Here is a 14,938-nt window from a genome sequence, read left to right as displayed (position 1 = left end):
GGGGCGAGGGTGCTGTCCATCGCTGCCGTTGCCCCCTCATCCGACCCTTCGGGCCACCTTCTCCCCTGCGGGGAGAAGAAACAGGCGGCGATGTCCTGCCTAACAAACGATAATCAACCCAACAAACCCGCCAGACGCGGATCACCGGCAAAATCCGAAATCGAAAAACCAGTTCTGCGCATCGGAAATTCGCAGAGCGCCTGCACCCCGGTTTTAGACAGGTGAATACGCCAGCTCATCCGTTCCACCGGCGCTTTTGCGGCAAAGGCTCTGGGCGACAGGATGGCAATGTTGAGGCCGCCTGCGGGATCGCGTACCGAGCGGTAAAGAATGGCCTCGATCTTTGCCAGCCGTGCCTGCTCGGCGAGCGCCTGGCAGGGCTCGTAATTCTGCAGGTCGCTCCAGTGCGCCTCGTCCCGGCTCAGTTTCGGCTTCGTCAGATCAAGCGCCGCATCAGTCGCGACACGGGCGGCAAAGGCGGAATAGTCGGCGGGATTGGCGGGTAATGGCGTGCCGGGGGATTCCGCGTAAAACAGCAGCCGGTAGAAGGCCATTTCCGCCAGCGCCGTTTCCACCCTGGCGGCGGCGTAATAAACGCCTTCGGTAAACCCTGCCCGGCGGAAACGCGAGCCGTGCGGATAGGCGGCGCCATAACGGAAGGGCGTGGCGAGAAGATAGTCGAAACCGGCGCATTCCCGCGGAAACGGCCTCTTGCTCGCCTCCAGAATATCTTCCAGCAGCGACTGCTCCTCCACCGTGTCCACCAGCTTCATGGTGGAAACCTGATGTTGCGCCTCCACCAGCCGCCAGTATTTTCCCGATGCGGCGCGTTTTTCAGACAGGAGCGCGTCGGGCGTCCAGATAGGAGAGGACATCGATCAATCCGGTAATGGTGGTGAGTCTGTCGGCAGGCACGGCATCAAGCGCCGTATTGTGATTGCGCAGCCAGTTTTTCGCGACCGCCTCATCGCCGCCGGCGATGGCGTCCAGCGAACGAAACACCCGGATCAGCAGCACCGCAAGCTCGAAGGACTTCGCGCCCGGCTCCAGCAGGAAATCGAGCCGTTTCATGCGCGACACCGTGGGCGCGGAAACACCGAGAATATCCGCCGTGCGGGCAGCGTTCAGGCCCAGCCGCTCGGCAGCGGCGATGACGGCCTTGGTAACGACCCTGCCCTGCGATGCAGGATCACTGGCGGTCTTGGCGTGAATATTCATGGCGCATATCCTTTCCTTGGAAAGAATATAGCATTTTTCTTTCTGAAAACAAGAAGGCCGGGATGAACCCGGCCTCGCTTTTCAATTCAATCTCGCAAAATCAGGCCACCGAGACCGGCACTTCCGTGGAGGTACGCATGGCGTGGCTATAGGGGCAGACGATATGGGCAGCGGCAACCAGCTTTTCGGCAACCTCGCGATCAACGCCCGGAATATTCGCCTTCAACGATACTTCGATGCCGAAACCGCCGCCGTCTTCGCGCGGACCGATACCGACGGTCGCCGTCACAGTCGTGTCTTCAGGAATCTTTACCTTTTCCTTGCCGGCAACAAACTTCAAGGCGCCGAGGAAGCAGGCCGAATAACCGGCAGCGAAAAGCTGCTCCGGATTGGTGCCGGTGGCGCCATCGCCGCCCAGTTCCTTCGGAACGGTCAGGGTGACGTCGAGAACGCCGTCTTCGGACTTGGCGTTGCCGGCGCGGCCACCGGTGGCGGATGCTTTGGTCGTATAGAGAATAGGCATGGCATTTACTCCCTTCGGGTTGGTGTTGAAGCTCTTATAGCGAACAATTAAATTGTGCGCAATATAATTTTGCACATTGAATGAAAATTCGTTTTTTGCGATAGTTTTCACGAAATTTCGCCGCGCATCCATGCGGCAGGAACCGAAAGCGGGGGCTGATTGTTCCCTCCCCGGTTTATTTTGGAGCAGGACAATGGGCGCAGAGGGCAACGACACGAAGATGGAAAGCCTGTTGAGGCTGGACCAGCAGATATGCTTCGCCCTTTATGGTGCGGCGCACGCCTTCACGCGGGCCTACAAGCCGCTGCTCGATCCGATCGGACTGACCTATCCGCAATATCTGGTGATGATGGCGCTGTGGGAAAAACAGACCTCCACCGTGAAGGCGCTCGGCGAAATGCTGGGCCTTGATTCCGGCACGCTTTCACCGCTGCTGAAAAGGCTAGAGCAAGCGGGCCTTATCACCCGCAAGCGTGGCACCGTGGACGAGCGGCAGGTGCTGGTGGCCATGACGCCGAAGGGTGCCGAGCTCAAAAAAGAGGGCGTGAAGATCATGGCCGCAATCGGCGGCGCCACCGGCTGCGGGCTGGAGGAACTGGCGCAGCTCAGGGACCGGGTGAATGCGCTGAAGGACAATCTGGCGCGCCCTTAGTCCCCCCAAAAAATAAAGGCGGCACAAGGCCGCCTTTTTATGCGATTGAGTCTCGGCTTACTGCCACACCACCACACGCGCCTTCTGCGGCACGCGGTCGTAAAGGTCGATGACGTCCTGGTTCATCAGGCGCACGCAGCCAGAAGAAACGGCCTTGCCGATGGAGTTCCATTCCGGCGAGCCGTGCAGGCGGTAAAGCGTGTCCTTGCCGTTCTGGAAGATATAGAGTGCGCGGGCACCGAGCGGGTTCTTGAGGCCCGGCGGCATGCCGCCATTCTTGGAAGAATATTTGACCAGTTCCGGCTGGCGGGCGACCATTTCATCCGGCGGGGTCCATTTCGGCCATTTCTGACGCCACTGGATGACGCCCTCACCCGACCATGCGAAGCCATCGCGGCCAATGCCGACGCCGTAACGCATGGCGCTGCCGCCCTGCTCCACGACATAGAGGAAGCGCGAGCGCGTATCCACGACGACGGTGCCGGGGCGCTCGCCGGTCGGATCGACAACCCGCTGGCGATAATAACGCCGGTCGATTTTCTGATAGGGCACGGCAGGAATGACGTAACCGCCATCCTCAACGGAGCCGTACATGACGGCCAGTTCCGCATCGCTGACGCCCGGCGAGAACATCTGGCGGAAATCGCTGCCGATGGCGCTTGCCTGCTGACGGATGGCGTCTCCCGTGCCCGACGAGGCGCAGCCTGCCAGAAGCGAAGCGGAGGAAATGCCGAGAAGGGAAAGGAAGGTGCGTCTGGAAAGATCTGTGTCGGTGCTTGTCATAAGGCCGGTTTGTCCCACATTTCGAACGGCTATATCGCCGTTGTACGTCGTTTGTTCCACGTCTCAGGCGTATTGCGAAAATAGTTAACCGACCGCTAAAAGCCAGTCACAAGGCGTTTGAGCGACGGCGCGGCACAGCGCTTTCTTTCAGAACGTGGTCAGATAACCACAATCTGCGCCCCTTGCGGCACGCGCTCATAGAGGTCGATCACGTCCTGATTGAGCATGCGCACGCAGCCGGACGAGGTCGCCTTGCCGACGGACTGCCAGTCAGGCGTGCCGTGTACGCGGTAAAGCGTGTCCTTGCCGTCCTTGAAAATATAAAGCGCACGCGCGCCGAGCGGATTGTTGAGACCCGGCGTCATGCCGCCATTGGCGGCGGAAATGGAGGTGAGTTCCGGCTGGCGCTTCACCATTTCGTCGGGCGGTGTCCAGCGCGGCCACTTCGCCTTCCACTGGATCTTGCCGCGACCCGACCAGGCGTAGCCGTCACGTCCAAGGCCGACGCCGTAACGGATGGCCTTGCCGCCCGATTGCACCAGATAGAGGAAATGCTGCTTGGTATCGACGATGATGGTGCCCGGCGCTTCCGCCGTCTGGTAACTCACTTCCTGTCTCAAATAACGCGGATCGATGCGGCTATAGGGAATGGCCGGCAGCGAACGGTCATCATCACGGATCGGCCCATACATCACCCGGTGCAGCGGGTTGGAGACCGGCAGGCCATAGGTCGCCATCCGATCGGGAGCGAGCGGCGCACTCTGGCCCGCGGCCCGCGGCGCATTCATGCCCTGCACCTGCGGTGCGCTGAGACCCTGCCCGCGCACCGGCGGGCCATATTCCTGGTGGAAGCGGGTTCTGAACAGGTCCGGCGGGCGCGTGGAAAGCTGGCCCGGCTGCGGCGGCAGTTCCGGCTGGCGATTGGAGCTTACGGAATTGAAATTGAAGACGGGCGCGGTTTCCTGCACGAAGACGTCAGGGTTCATCCGGCTCGTATCCGTTACGAAAAGGCAGCCGCTCAACAGGGGCAGAGCCGCAAGGCCCGCCAGAGAGGCCGCCCGGCGGCCGTTTTTCAATAGGAGTGCTGTCATCTAAACCGCTTCATGGAACCAACTGTGGCGGCAAGATGCACCACGCAGCTGGCGCGAAGCTGGTGTGAGCCTTTCAAAAAAAATCGAGAAACTGCATTTTTGCTCTTGAACCTCTAGTTGCTAGAGGTGCCAGATTGGCTGTCGATTGGAATTCAGGAGCGGAAATCATGAATATTTCGACACGCGACAATTTGAACAGCAACTCCGAGGAATTGACCTTTACGGTCGGCGGCATGGATTGCGGCAGCTGTGCTGCGAAGATCGAAACCGCGCTCTCGCGCCTGCCCGGCGTGGCCGATGTCAAGGTTTCCGTTGCGCGGGAAAGGCTGAACCTGTCGCTCGCCGAGAATAAAACCCCGGTCGAAAAGATCGAAGATACGCTGCGCAAGCTCGGCTTCAAACCCGCTTTGCTGCCGCAGGAAAAGGCCCCGCAGGCAAAAGTCGAGGCCGAGCATCACGACCATTCATCGTGCGGTGGCCACCACCATGCCGACACGGAGACGAAGGCTGACGGCAGCAATGCCCTGATCTTTTCTGTGGGCGGCATGGATTGCGGCAGCTGCGCGGCGAAGATCGAGACCGCGCTTTCGCGCCTGCCCGGCGTTGCCGACGTCAAGGTATCCGTCGCACGCGAAAGGCTGAACCTGTCGCTTGCCGAAAGCAAAACCCCGGTCGAAAAAATCGAGGACACGCTGCGCAAGCTCGGCTTCAAGCCCGCTTTGCTGCCGCAGGAAAAGGCTGCCCGCGAAAAGGTGGAGGGTAATCACGACCACGATCACGGTTCGTGCAGCGGCCATGATCACAAGCATGACCATTCGGGGCATGACCACTCAGGCCACGATCACGCCGGCCATGATCACTCGGATCACGACCATGCAAATTGCGGCGGCCACGACCATGATCACGCCGGTCATTCCCATGACAAGGCGCAGACGGTGACGGCAGCAGCCCCGAGCGCTGAAGTCGGCCATGCCCACGGCGCGGATGAAAAAGGCGCCTGGTGGCGCACCGCAAAGGCCCGCAACACTTTCACCGGCACCATTCTGGTCGCGGTCGCCTATGCGGCGGAGCTGAGCTTTCCGGCCTGGGGCGGTTACGCCTTCATCGTCGCGACGCTGGTGACGCTGTTCCCCATTGCACGCAATGCCTTCAACGCGGCGCGTTTCGGCGCGATCTTCACCATCGAGATGCTGATGACGATTGCCGCCATCGGCGCGATCTTCATCGGCGAGGCGGAAGAGGCGGCCATCGTCGTGCTCCTGTTCTCCATCGGTGAATTGCTGGAAGGCTTTGCGGCCGCTCGCGCCCGTTCGGGCATCAAGGCCCTTGGCTCGCTGCTGCCGAAAACGGCACTGGTGGAGGAAAACGGCGCGCTGCGTCAGGTCGCCGCCGATCAGGTGCGCATCGGCCAGGTGGTCGTGGCACGTCCGGGCGACCGTATCGCCGCCGATGGCGTGGTGATGGAAGGTGAGTCGAGCGTCGACGAATCGCCGATGACCGGCGAGAGCATTCCGGTCGCCAAGGAAAAAGGCGCGCGCGTCTTTGCCGGCTCGATCAACCATGACGGTTCGCTGCGCATCCGCGTCGACCGCGCACCGGAAGACAACACGATCGCCCGCATCATCACGCTTGTCGAGGAAGCGCAGGATGCGCGCGCGCCCACCGAGCGCTTTATCCAGAACTTCTCGCGTTATTACATGCCGCTGATCGTGGCGATCTCCATGCTCACCATCATCGTGCCGCCGCTTGCCGGCCTTGGTGACTGGGACACCTGGATTTATCGCGGTCTCGCCTTGCTTCTGATCGGCTGCCCCTGCGCGCTCGTCATTTCCGTTCCCGCGGCCATCGCCTCCAGCCTTTCGGCTGCGGCACGCCACGGCATGCTGGTGAAGGGCGGCGCGGTCATCGAGATGCTGGCGCGCACCGAAACCGTCGCCTTCGACAAGACGGGCACGCTGACGCTTGGCGAACCTGTGGTGACCGACGTGGTGGCGCTTGACGGCAACGAGGTCGGGTTGATCGCCGAAGCGGCAACCATCGAGCATGAATCGAGCCATCCGCTGGCGCGGGCCATCGTCAACCACGCCGAAAAGGCCGGCGTGAAGCCCCTGCCCGGCTCCAACATCAAGGCGATTTCCGGTCGCGGCATGCAGGGCAATGTCGGCGGAAAGGACCTGTTCATCGGCGCGCCGCGCTTTGCAACCGAAGTCGGCACCCTCTCGAAGGAACTGGCTGATCGCATTTCCGCACTGGAAAGCGAAGGCAAGACGGTGGCTGTCGTGATGGCCGGTGGAACCGCAAGCGGCCTCTTCGCCATGCGCGACGAACCGCGCAAGGATGCGGCTGAAGGTGTCAAGGCGCTGAAGGACATGGGCATTTCCTCGCTGATGCTGTCGGGTGACAATGCCCGCACGGCGCGTGCCATCGGCAACAAGCTGGGCCTTGAAGCGCGCGGCGAACTCCTGCCGCAGAACAAGGTCGAGGAAATCCGCAAGCTGGCCGCCCAAAAGACCGTGGTGATGGTGGGTGACGGCATCAACGATGCGCCGGCACTTGCCGCCGCCAGCGTCGGTGTCGCCATCGGCTCGGGCACGGATGTGGCGATGGAAGCGGCGGATGCGGCGCTGATGCGCAACAATGTCGGCGATGCGGCCCGCCTTATCGGCCTTTCGCGCGCCACGATGGCGAATATCCGCCAGAATGTGACGATCGCACTTGGCCTGAAGGCGGTGTTTCTGGTGACGACCGTTACCGGCCTTTCCGGCCTGTGGCTCGCGGTCTTTGCCGATACCGGCGCGACGGTTCTCGTTACCGCCAATGCCATGCGGCTGCTCGGCTATTTCAAGAAGAGCGCCTGACAGGCGGCTGAAGAGGCGTAAACCTCTCCATCGTCATCCTCGGGCCTGTCCCGAGGATCTACCAACGTATCATACAATCGATAGGTTGCAGATCCTCGGCACAAGGCCGAGGATGACGTCGAGTAAGAAGGAAGCCTTTCAGGCAAACTCGTTGAAAAAGCGGATGCTTTCCGTCACCGCGCCCGGGACCACGCCATTGTGGGTTCCGGGCAGCAGTTTTTTGTCGACCTTGAAACCGGAAGACAAAGCACGATCGACAAACAGCTGGTGATCGGCATCGAATGGCCGCTCTTCGTCACCACGCAGCAGCAGTGCCGGACATTTAAGGCTCGGGCCGAAACAGACCGAGGAGCGCATGATAAATTCGCGCTCGTCGGTTTCATCGAAACAGATCTCGTCCGAATAGCGGTTGAAGTAGCGCCATGAATTGACGCCTGCGGACATGGGCGCGGCGGCGCGAAATTTGCGGCTCATGGCCGCCAGCAGCGTCAGCGTGCCGCCATTGGAATGGCCGGCGATGAAGAACCGCTTTTTGTCGATGCCTGGCAGGTTTTCCAGATAGGCCGCAGCCGCCAGTGCATCCGCCGTTTCGTCATAAAAACCGGAATAATTGCCGTTCTGGCCGTTCTCACCCCGGAAGGACGGGAGAAGCACGACGAAACCGGCCTCCCAATAGGGCTTCATTAGCGCCCAATGGCCGTCACCCGTGGCATTGCCGCCGTGGAGAAACAGGACGGCTGGTTTCGGCGTCCCGGATGGCTGGTAGTGGGAGAGCCAGGCGACAAGCTCGATGGAGCCATCAGGCCCGCCGCGATATGTGACCCTTTCGGCACCGGGTGGCGTGCCAAGCGCTGAGGATTTTTCCGGTGCGGGCATCTTGCGCAGCAGATGGGTGTGGAAACGTCTGCGGGCCTCCGCATAGTCCTGTCTTTCGAGCGGCAGGACTTCGGGGGCGGAAAAACCCGCCGCGCTTGCGCCCGGCGGCAAGAGCGCTGCCACCGAGGCGCCAATCGCGCCGACAAGCAGGCCGCGCCGTGTCAGGCTCGGGCAGATCACGCCGCTCTCTTCCTGTCCGAAAGGTGAGGAAAGAAAGCGTTTTTCTGCCATATGTGCACCTGAGGGCGGGAATGAGAATATTAGCAGTTCAACACTGCGGCGGGAAACTGTCCAATCACGGATTCGCGAATGACAACAATGTATTCGCAGGCATCGTGGCAATTTCGGGACAAGGAAGGACTACCCCTCCACACCATCGATCATCGCCACCAGCGTGGACAGGCGGTCCGCCTCCGCCGGCAGCTTGTCGGCCCTGAGCCTTGCAATGCGCGGGAAGCGCATGGCGACGCCGGATTTGTGGCGGGTGGAACGGTTGATGCCCTCGAAGGCCACCTCCAGCACGAAACCGAAATCCGGCGTGGCGCGCACCGCCCGCACCGGGCCGAAACGCTCGACCGTATTGTCACGCACGAACTTGTCCAGCACCTCCAGCTCCGCATCGGTGAAGCCGAAATAGGCCTTTCCGACGGGCACGAGCTGTTCGCCGTCCTCACCTTCCGCCCAGACGCCGAAGGTAAAATCGGAATAATAGCTCGACCTTTTGCCGTGGCCGCGCTGCGCATACATCATGACGGCGTCGATATTATAGGGATCGCGTTTCCACTTGAACCACGGCCCCTTGGCGCGGCCGGCCTGATAGGCGCTGTCGCGGCGCTTGATCATCACCCCCTCGATCACCGGATCGGGCGGGGCGGCGCGCAGCGTGTCGAGTTCCTGCCAGCTGGAGAAGCCGATCAGCGGCGAGAGGTCGAAACGATCATGCGGCGCATGCTCGATGATATCCGACAGCCTGCCGCGGCGCTCCAGATAGGTCTGCGCGCGGATGTCGCTCTCGCCATCAAACAGCAGGTCATAGGCGCGGATGAAGGCGGGATAGTCATCCAGCATCTTCGCTGTCACCGTCTTGCGGTTCAGCCGCTGCTGCAGGTCGGAGAAGGTGCGGGTGAGATTGTTGGAGCGCGCTGTGCCGCCGATCAGCAACTCGCCATCCATAACGCCTTCGAAGTCAATCGCGTCAAGAACATCGGGAAAGGCGCCGGAAATATCGTCGCCGGAGCGGGAATAGAGTTTTCGTGTCCCTCCGGCGCGGGACAATTGCACGCGAATGCCGTCCCATTTCCATTCGGCGGCATAGTCGGCCGGGTCCAGCGCATCGAGGTCGCCATCAGAAACCGGTGTGGCCAGCATCACCGAATGGAAGATGGCGGGCGTGGCCAGCACCGGCCGCCCGGATTTCCCCTCAAGCCATGCGAAAAGCGGCGTATAGGGCGGTGTCAGCCCGTGCCAGAGGGTCTCGATTTCGGTGATGTCTTTCCCGGCGAAATCCGCCAGCGCCTGCCGGGCCAGCCGCGCCGAAACGCCGATGCGCAGGCTGCCGGTGGCGAGTTTGAGGAAAGCGAAACGCGAGGATGTATCGAGCCGGTCGAGAAGATCGCGCACCGCGCCGCGCACTTCCGTGCGGCCGAGCGAATTCATCAGTGTCACGACGTCGCCGAGGCGCGGGTCCTGCGCCTCGGAATCATCCGCGCCGCCGATATTGCCCCAGACCAGCGATATGGTTTCGGCCAGATCGCCGACATAATCATAGGAATAGCGAAACAGTACCTCGTCCATCCGCTCCAGCACCAGCTCGCGCAGCAGGGCAGGCTTGACGCTTTTCAAGTCCAGCGTGCCGGCAATCGCCGCTAGTCCGTAACCCCGGTCGGGATCGGGCGTATCGCGGAAATAATCGGTCAGCAGCTTCAGTTTGCCGTTGCGCGAGGGGGTGAGAACGAGGCGGTCGAGCAGCGTGGCGAAGGCTTTCATCTCAATCCCCCTCATCCTCGTAGCCGACAAGATGAAGCGGCTTGGCGGCAATGCCCTGCAATTCGCACCAGCGCACCAGCGCCTCCTCACGGCCATGGGTGACCCAGACGGCCTGCGGGGAAATTTCCCTGATCGTCTCCAGGAGCTCCGGCCAGTCGCAATGATCTGATATCACCAGCGGCAGCTCCACGCCGCCCTGTTTGGCGCGCTGCCGCACCATCATCCAGCCGGAGGCGAAAGCGATCAGCGGCTCATTGAAGCGCCGCGCCCAGCGTTCCTGAAAAGCCGAGGGCGGACCGACGACAATCGCGCCCTTGAAGGCGGAAGGATCGCTTTTTTCAAGCGTTGCCGGGCGCAGATCGCCGAGATCGATGCCCTGCGAGACGTAATAATCGCAAAGCCGCGCCAGCGCGCCGTGAATATAGATGGGATCGGAATAACCGTTGTCCCGCAAAAGCCGGATGACGCGCTGCGCCTTGCCGAGCGAATAGGCTCCGACAAGATGGGTCCGTTCGGGAAACTGTTTGATGGAGGTGAGCAGCTTGCCGATTTCCACGCGCGGCAGCGGATGGTGGAACACCGGCAGGCCGAAGGTGGCCTCGGTGATGAAGACATCGCAGGGCACCGTCTCGAAGGGCGCGCAGGTGGGATCGATACCGCGCTTGTAATCACCAGACGCGACGATGCGCAGGCCGTTCATTTCCACCGAGATTTGCGCCGAACCCAGCACATGGCCGGCGGGATGGAAACCGACGGTGACGCCATTCACCTCCACCCTCTCACCGAATGCGACCGCCTGCTCGCTGCCGCAGAAATCCTCACCATAACGGATACGCATGATATCCAGCGTCTGGCGCGTGGCCAGTACCGCGCCATGGCCGGCGCGGGCGTGATCGGAATGGCCATGTGTGATGAGCGCCCGCGCCACCGGGCGCACGGGATCGATATAAAAATCGCCCGCCGGGCAATAGAGGCCCTTGGGCGTGGAATTGAGGAGCTGTTCCGGCTTCATATTCATTGAGATAGGGCCGTCCGCGTGAATGTAAAGTGCTGCGAGCATAACGCGGAACGAGCGTTAAATTTCCAGCGGCGGTGTTTTTGTTTTGCCACCCGTCATTTCGGCGTTGAGCCGCGGCTGTATGGCGTTTTGGTACGAAGTTCGCGGGCGCAACGCCAACGCACGACCGGCTTACAGGGTCGCCATGGGATTTAAACTTGCAGAAATGTATCCGATCGGATACATGTTGTCATGAACAGCTTCGAAAAATCGGCGGAGTTCGACGAATGGCTGAAGGCATTGAAAGATCGCGCCGGAAAGGTGCGGGTTCTTCATCGTCTCACCGCGGCCGAGCATGGGAATTTCGGCGATTGTGAGCCGGTGGGTGGAGGCGTTTCAGAAATGCGTATCCACTTCGGCCCGGGTTATCGGGTCTATTTCACCCGCATTGGCAAGAGGGTCTATTTCCTTCTGATCGGCGGGGACAAGTCTTCGCAAAAGCGGGACATAAAACGCGCAATCGGGATGGCGCAGACAATAGGAAGGGATGGCCGTGACGGAATTTAGCCAATTCGATGTGTCGGACTATCTGGATAGCGATGAAGCCATGATCGAATATCTGGCGGTCGCGATGGAAGATGAAAACCCTGACGTGTTCATTGCCGCCCTTGGCGCGGTCGCCAGGGCGCGCGGAATGTCACATGTTGCGGATGCTTCGGGTCTGGGTCGCGAAAGCCTCTACAAAGCACTTAAGCCCGGTTCGAAGCTTCGCTATGAAACCGTGCAGAAAGTCCTGCATGCACTGGGCTTCCGACTGGCCGTCGAAAAATCATTGAGCGCCGCATAAGGCTGGGATTTACGCCAGCCTTACGACTACGCATCACTACTCCCCCGCCCCTTCGGCCGGCTTCGCCTGCACCGCCGCGGGCAGCCTCACAGGTTTCAGCATCAGCGCCGCCGCAAGGCCGATGGCGGCGGTTGCGGCTGCGGCGAAGAAGAGCGGCGTAAACGCATCCGAATAGAGCGAGGCGACGGCGGCTTGCGAGGCGGCCGGAAGTTCGGAGAGCATTTTCGGCGTCAGTTCCTCGATCTTGCCGACGCCGGGAATATTGACCGCCACGCTCTTGAGGCTCGATGAGACGATGGCGCCATAGACCGAAATGGCAATGGCTGCACCACCCATGCGGGTCAGCGTTACCGCGCCGCTCGCTGCACCGATATCCGCCTTGGGCGCGGAATTCTGCACGCCGATGATCGGCGCCTGCTGGCCGAGGCCGACAGCAAAGCCTTGTGCCAGCATGAGGACCGCAATCACCCAAAGCGGCGTTCCGGCATGCATCTGCGTGAACAGCAACATGGCAATAAGGTTGATGGAAAGGCCCGCCACCGAGAAGGGCTTGTAGACGCCGGTGATCGAAATCAGCCGTCCCGCCGAAAGCGAGCCCATAACGATGCCGCTGGTGACGGCGATGAAGAACAGGCCGGCATGGGAGGGTGAAAGCCCCGTCGTGGTCTGCAGGAACAGGGCATAATAATTGACCATACCGATACCGATGCCGCCGCTGGTCAGCGAGACGATCATCAGCAGCGGAAAGGTGCTGTCCTTGAAGAGACGCAGCGGCACGACCGGTTCCGGCGCGCGGCGTTCCACCTGCACCCAGAGGAAAGCGGCGATGACGGCAAAAGCTATGATGCCGAGGCTGGGGGCTGCGATCAGCGAGCCGAACAATTCACTGCTGTCTGCCCAGAAGACCACGCTGGCAATGGTGGCTGCCAAGAGCACCGCGCCGAGATAATCGATCTTCGGCTGGCGGGCTGGACGGCGATAGGGCAGCATCAGCGCCAGCCCTGCAATGACGATAATACCGAGCGGCAGGTTGATGAGGAAGATCGACCGCCAGCCGAACAGGTCGCTCATCGTGCCGCCGAGGATCGGGCCGACGCTGCCCGACGCCATGATGGTGAGGCTGGAATAGCTCTGGTAGCGGGCGCGCTCGCGCGGTTCGAACAGATCCGCATTGACGGAAAAGATCGACACCATGATGCCGCCGCCGCCAAGCCCCTGCAGAACGCGGGCGGCAATCAGCGAATCCATCGACCATGCCAGACCGCAGGCGAGCGAGCCGAGCGTGAAGATGACGACCGCCGCGATCATCACATATTTGCGGCCGAACAGATCGCCGAGCTTGCCATAAACCGGCATGACCGCGCTGGTGGCCAGAAGATAGGCCGAGCCGATCCAGCCGAAACGCTCCAGCGCGCCGAACTCGCCGACGATGGTGGGAAGTGCTGTCGATACGATCTGGTTATCGAGGGTCGCCATGAACATGGCCAGCATCAGAAACAGAAAGACGATGAGCCTGCGCCGATGATCCGACACAAGCGGCGCCACGGGGGCGGTGGACATATCCATGAAAAATCTCGTTGGCTTCCGGCAGTTTTGCTGCGACAATTTGTGTGCTATTAGCATATATATGTCAATGGCAAGTTTTTGACATCTGTGTTAATGCCGCTAAATGTGATCGGAAAACAGCATCGAAAGGGACGATGAAGCGTGGCGACTGAGGAAAACTGGAACGAGGATCTGCCCGAGGACATCAAGCGGATCGGCAACACGATGACGCGCATGCGCATCATGATCGGCCGCCGCATCATCGGCCGCATGGCGCTTGCCAAGCTCGCTCCGGGTCTCGAACTCTCCCATATCGACGTTCTCGATATTCTGCGCCGCGCGGAAGGCGATGTTACCGTGGGTGCGATTGCCGAGGGCATGCGCATCGACCCCTCACGCGGCAGCCGGGTGGTGGCGGATATGGTGGGGCGCGGCCTGCTGAAACGCGGCGTTTCCCAGGAGGACGGCCGCCGCAGCATTGTCGAGATCACACCGCTCGGCACCAGTCTTTTGCAGGAAATGCGCCGGACCAAAATGAGCGTCATCGAGGACGTGATGGATGGATGGCCGGCGGAGGATGTGGAGACATTTGCGCGCCTGTTCGAACGTTTCATCGACCGTTTCGAATACCGGTTGTCGCCGGATACGGACTTTCTGACGGATCAGAAAAAATCATAGCTGCCCCGGCGATCTGCAACTTCACTTTAAAACGACGAAACCGTAACGTGCCGCGCATCGAACTGGTCAAGGGGTAACTTCGATGTTGACGATCTACGGTGTCTACCGTTCCCGTGCCACGCGCACGCTGTGGCTTGCGGGTGAACTGGGCATAGAATTCAAGCATGTGCCTGTCATACAGGCCCGCCGCCTTGCCGATCCGCTGGCTGCGGATGCGCCGCTCAACACGCTGTCTCCCGCATTTCTCGCCGTCAACCCGATGGGCACCATTCCCTGCATCGAGGATGACGGCATGGTGCTTTACGAATCCATGGCCATCAATCTTTATCTCGCCCGCAAATATGGCGGACCGCTGGCTCCGGTTGATCTGAAGGAAGATGCGGCGATGCTGCAATGGTCCTTCTTCGCCGCCACCGAAGTCGAAACCAATTCGCTGAAGATTTCCTCCGCCATTGCCGAAGGCCTTTCGGAAAGCGATAGCGGCAAGGCCGTGATCGATGTCGCCGCCCGCCTGCTGAAGCGCCCCTTCCGGGTGCTGGAGCAGCATCTTTCCAGCCATGATTATCTGGTGGGCGACCGTTTCACCGTCGCCGATCTCAACGCGGCGGAAATCGTTCGTTACGCGCAGGGCCACCAGCCGTTGTTCGATGCCCATCCGGCGTTGAAGGCCTGGCTCACCCGCTGCCAGGCGCGCACGGCTTTCAAGACCATGTGGGACAGCCGGGCCGCCGAGGCGGCCTGAGCGGTTAAGCCCCTTACCCCTCCGTCATGCCGGACCTGATCCGGCATCCAGCCAGCCCAAGTCCTTGGGCTGAAAGGGGTCCTTCTCGCCGCACAGACGCGCGTCGGCTGGATTCCGGCTCAGGGCCGGAATGACGGAAATA

15 protein-coding genes are annotated in these 14,938 nt (G+C 61.1%); 6 read left to right on the top strand and 9 right to left on the bottom strand.

All coding sequences use genetic code 11. From position 1 onward, the window contains the following. Positions 1-113: 113 nt before the first annotated feature. The 3 genes from AGR13A_RS03935 to AGR13A_RS03925 form a co-directional block, all read right to left on the bottom strand. Positions 114-875, bottom strand: coding sequence for an RES family NAD+ phosphorylase (locus AGR13A_RS03935; RefSeq protein WP_167377399.1), 762 nt, complete (start codon positions 873-875; stop codon positions 114-116). Beyond that, positions 835-1,218 (bottom strand): MbcA/ParS/Xre antitoxin family protein, encoded by a 384-nt coding sequence (locus tag AGR13A_RS03930; protein ID WP_003494347.1) that lies wholly within the window; start codon positions 1,216-1,218, stop codon positions 835-837. Before AGR13A_RS03930 ends, AGR13A_RS03935 begins: the two co-directional genes overlap by 41 nt. Positions 1,219-1,318: 100 nt before the next feature. Continuing rightward, entirely contained in the window at positions 1,319-1,741 is a 423-nt protein-coding gene (locus AGR13A_RS03925) for an organic hydroperoxide resistance protein (RefSeq protein WP_080836514.1), read from the bottom strand. Positions 1,742-1,934: 193 nt separating this feature from the next. Here AGR13A_RS03925 and AGR13A_RS03920 point away from each other — a divergent pair, with 193 nt between their 5' ends. Further along, positions 1,935-2,393: a MarR family winged helix-turn-helix transcriptional regulator gene (locus AGR13A_RS03920; RefSeq protein ID WP_035218441.1), complete on the top strand. Its 459-nt coding sequence runs from the start codon at positions 1,935-1,937 to the stop codon at positions 2,391-2,393. A gap of 57 nt (positions 2,394-2,450) precedes the next feature. Here the strand turns inward: AGR13A_RS03920 and AGR13A_RS03915 are convergent, their stop codons facing one another. Beyond that, positions 2,451-3,176: a L,D-transpeptidase gene (locus tag AGR13A_RS03915; RefSeq protein ID WP_003494344.1), complete on the bottom strand. Its 726-nt coding sequence runs from the start codon at positions 3,174-3,176 to the stop codon at positions 2,451-2,453. Positions 3,177-3,334: 158 nt separating this feature from the next. After that, the gene (locus AGR13A_RS03910; protein WP_080833773.1) at positions 3,335-4,267 is read right to left on the bottom strand and encodes a L,D-transpeptidase; all 933 of its coding nucleotides are present in this window, start codon (positions 4,265-4,267) and stop codon (positions 3,335-3,337) included. A gap of 167 nt (positions 4,268-4,434) precedes the next feature. Here AGR13A_RS03910 and AGR13A_RS03905 point away from each other — a divergent pair, with 167 nt between their 5' ends. Next, the gene (locus AGR13A_RS03905; RefSeq protein WP_080833771.1) at positions 4,435-7,125 is read left to right on the top strand and encodes a heavy metal translocating P-type ATPase; all 2,691 of its coding nucleotides are present in this window, start codon (positions 4,435-4,437) and stop codon (positions 7,123-7,125) included. Between the two features lie 138 nt (positions 7,126-7,263). Here AGR13A_RS03905 and AGR13A_RS03900 read toward each other — a convergent pair whose 3' ends face one another. From AGR13A_RS03900 to AGR13A_RS03890, 3 genes are all read right to left on the bottom strand, one after another. Then, a complete protein-coding gene (locus AGR13A_RS03900; RefSeq protein WP_080833769.1) occupies positions 7,264-8,232 on the bottom strand; it encodes an alpha/beta hydrolase family protein in 969 nt (322 codons plus the stop codon). A gap of 129 nt (positions 8,233-8,361) precedes the next feature. Further along, entirely contained in the window at positions 8,362-9,987 is a 1,626-nt protein-coding gene (locus tag AGR13A_RS03895; RefSeq protein WP_080833767.1) for a cisplatin damage response ATP-dependent DNA ligase, read from the bottom strand. 1 nt (position 9,988) lies between these two features. Further along, positions 9,989-10,999 carry a ligase-associated DNA damage response exonuclease gene (locus AGR13A_RS03890; RefSeq protein WP_080836513.1) on the bottom strand — a complete coding sequence of 337 codons (1,011 nt, stop codon included), beginning with the start codon at positions 10,997-10,999 and terminating at the stop codon, positions 9,989-9,991. A 237-nt stretch (positions 11,000-11,236) separates the two neighbouring features. Here AGR13A_RS03890 and AGR13A_RS03885 point away from each other — a divergent pair, with 237 nt between their 5' ends. Together AGR13A_RS03885 and AGR13A_RS03880 are read left to right on the top strand one after the other, a co-directional pair. Continuing rightward, on the top strand, positions 11,237-11,551 hold the full coding sequence (locus AGR13A_RS03885; RefSeq protein ID WP_080833764.1) for a type II toxin-antitoxin system RelE/ParE family toxin: 315 nt from the start codon (positions 11,237-11,239) through the stop codon (positions 11,549-11,551). Beyond that, on the top strand, positions 11,532-11,831 hold the full coding sequence (locus AGR13A_RS03880) for an addiction module antidote protein (protein WP_080833761.1): 300 nt from the start codon (positions 11,532-11,534) through the stop codon (positions 11,829-11,831). The genes AGR13A_RS03885 and AGR13A_RS03880 overlap by 20 nt, the downstream gene beginning before the upstream one ends. Positions 11,832-11,867: 36 nt before the next feature. Here AGR13A_RS03880 and AGR13A_RS03875 read toward each other — a convergent pair whose 3' ends face one another. Next, on the bottom strand, positions 11,868-13,397 hold the full coding sequence (locus tag AGR13A_RS03875) for an MDR family MFS transporter (protein WP_167377398.1): 1,530 nt from the start codon (positions 13,395-13,397) through the stop codon (positions 11,868-11,870). A 141-nt stretch (positions 13,398-13,538) separates the two neighbouring features. Here AGR13A_RS03875 and AGR13A_RS03870 point away from each other — a divergent pair, with 141 nt between their 5' ends. Together AGR13A_RS03870 and AGR13A_RS03865 are read left to right on the top strand one after the other, a co-directional pair. Beyond that, positions 13,539-14,054, top strand: coding sequence for a MarR family winged helix-turn-helix transcriptional regulator (locus tag AGR13A_RS03870; RefSeq protein ID WP_020812499.1), 516 nt, complete (start codon positions 13,539-13,541; stop codon positions 14,052-14,054). Positions 14,055-14,136: 82 nt separating this feature from the next. Beyond that, positions 14,137-14,796, top strand: coding sequence for a glutathione S-transferase family protein (locus tag AGR13A_RS03865; RefSeq protein ID WP_080833759.1), 660 nt, complete (start codon positions 14,137-14,139; stop codon positions 14,794-14,796). Positions 14,797-14,938 lie beyond the last annotated feature (142 nt).

Origin of the sequence: Agrobacterium genomosp. 13 str. CFBP 6927 (assembly GCA_900012615.1) — a bacterium.
In the GTDB taxonomy this organism is placed as follows: domain Bacteria; phylum Pseudomonadota; class Alphaproteobacteria; order Rhizobiales; family Rhizobiaceae; genus Agrobacterium.
Note: the sequence above shows the minus strand (reverse complement) of the source record. Positions and strands in the feature narration are given on the sequence as shown.

Excerpts from the sequence above, each read along its gene's own strand:
- AGR13A_RS03885 (WP_080833764.1), top strand. The coding sequence starts at position 11,237 with ATGAACAGCTTCGAAAAATCGGCGGAGTTCGACGAATGGCTGAAGGCA.
- AGR13A_RS03900 (WP_080833769.1), bottom strand. The coding sequence starts at position 8,232 with ATGGCAGAAAAACGCTTTCTTTCCTCACCTTTCGGACAGGAAGAGAGC.
- AGR13A_RS03865 (WP_080833759.1), top strand. The coding sequence starts at position 14,137 with ATGTTGACGATCTACGGTGTCTACCGTTCCCGTGCCACGCGCACGCTG.
- AGR13A_RS03925 (WP_080836514.1), bottom strand. The coding sequence starts at position 1,741 with ATGCCTATTCTCTATACGACCAAAGCATCCGCCACCGGTGGCCGCGCC.
- AGR13A_RS03895 (WP_080833767.1), bottom strand. The coding sequence starts at position 9,987 with ATGAAAGCCTTCGCCACGCTGCTCGACCGCCTCGTTCTCACCCCCTCG.
- AGR13A_RS03920 (WP_035218441.1), top strand. The coding sequence starts at position 1,935 with ATGGGCGCAGAGGGCAACGACACGAAGATGGAAAGCCTGTTGAGGCTG.
- AGR13A_RS03935 (WP_167377399.1), bottom strand. The coding sequence starts at position 875 with ATGTCCTCTCCTATCTGGACGCCCGACGCGCTCCTGTCTGAAAAACGC.
- AGR13A_RS03890 (WP_080836513.1), bottom strand. The coding sequence starts at position 10,999 with ATGAAGCCGGAACAGCTCCTCAATTCCACGCCCAAGGGCCTCTATTGC.
- AGR13A_RS03880 (WP_080833761.1), top strand. The coding sequence starts at position 11,532 with ATGGCCGTGACGGAATTTAGCCAATTCGATGTGTCGGACTATCTGGAT.
- AGR13A_RS03910 (WP_080833773.1), bottom strand. The coding sequence starts at position 4,267 with ATGACAGCACTCCTATTGAAAAACGGCCGCCGGGCGGCCTCTCTGGCG.
- AGR13A_RS03905 (WP_080833771.1), top strand. The coding sequence starts at position 4,435 with ATGAATATTTCGACACGCGACAATTTGAACAGCAACTCCGAGGAATTG.
- AGR13A_RS03915 (WP_003494344.1), bottom strand. The coding sequence starts at position 3,176 with ATGACAAGCACCGACACAGATCTTTCCAGACGCACCTTCCTTTCCCTT.
- AGR13A_RS03875 (WP_167377398.1), bottom strand. The coding sequence starts at position 13,397 with ATGGATATGTCCACCGCCCCCGTGGCGCCGCTTGTGTCGGATCATCGG.
- AGR13A_RS03930 (WP_003494347.1), bottom strand. The coding sequence starts at position 1,218 with ATGAATATTCACGCCAAGACCGCCAGTGATCCTGCATCGCAGGGCAGG.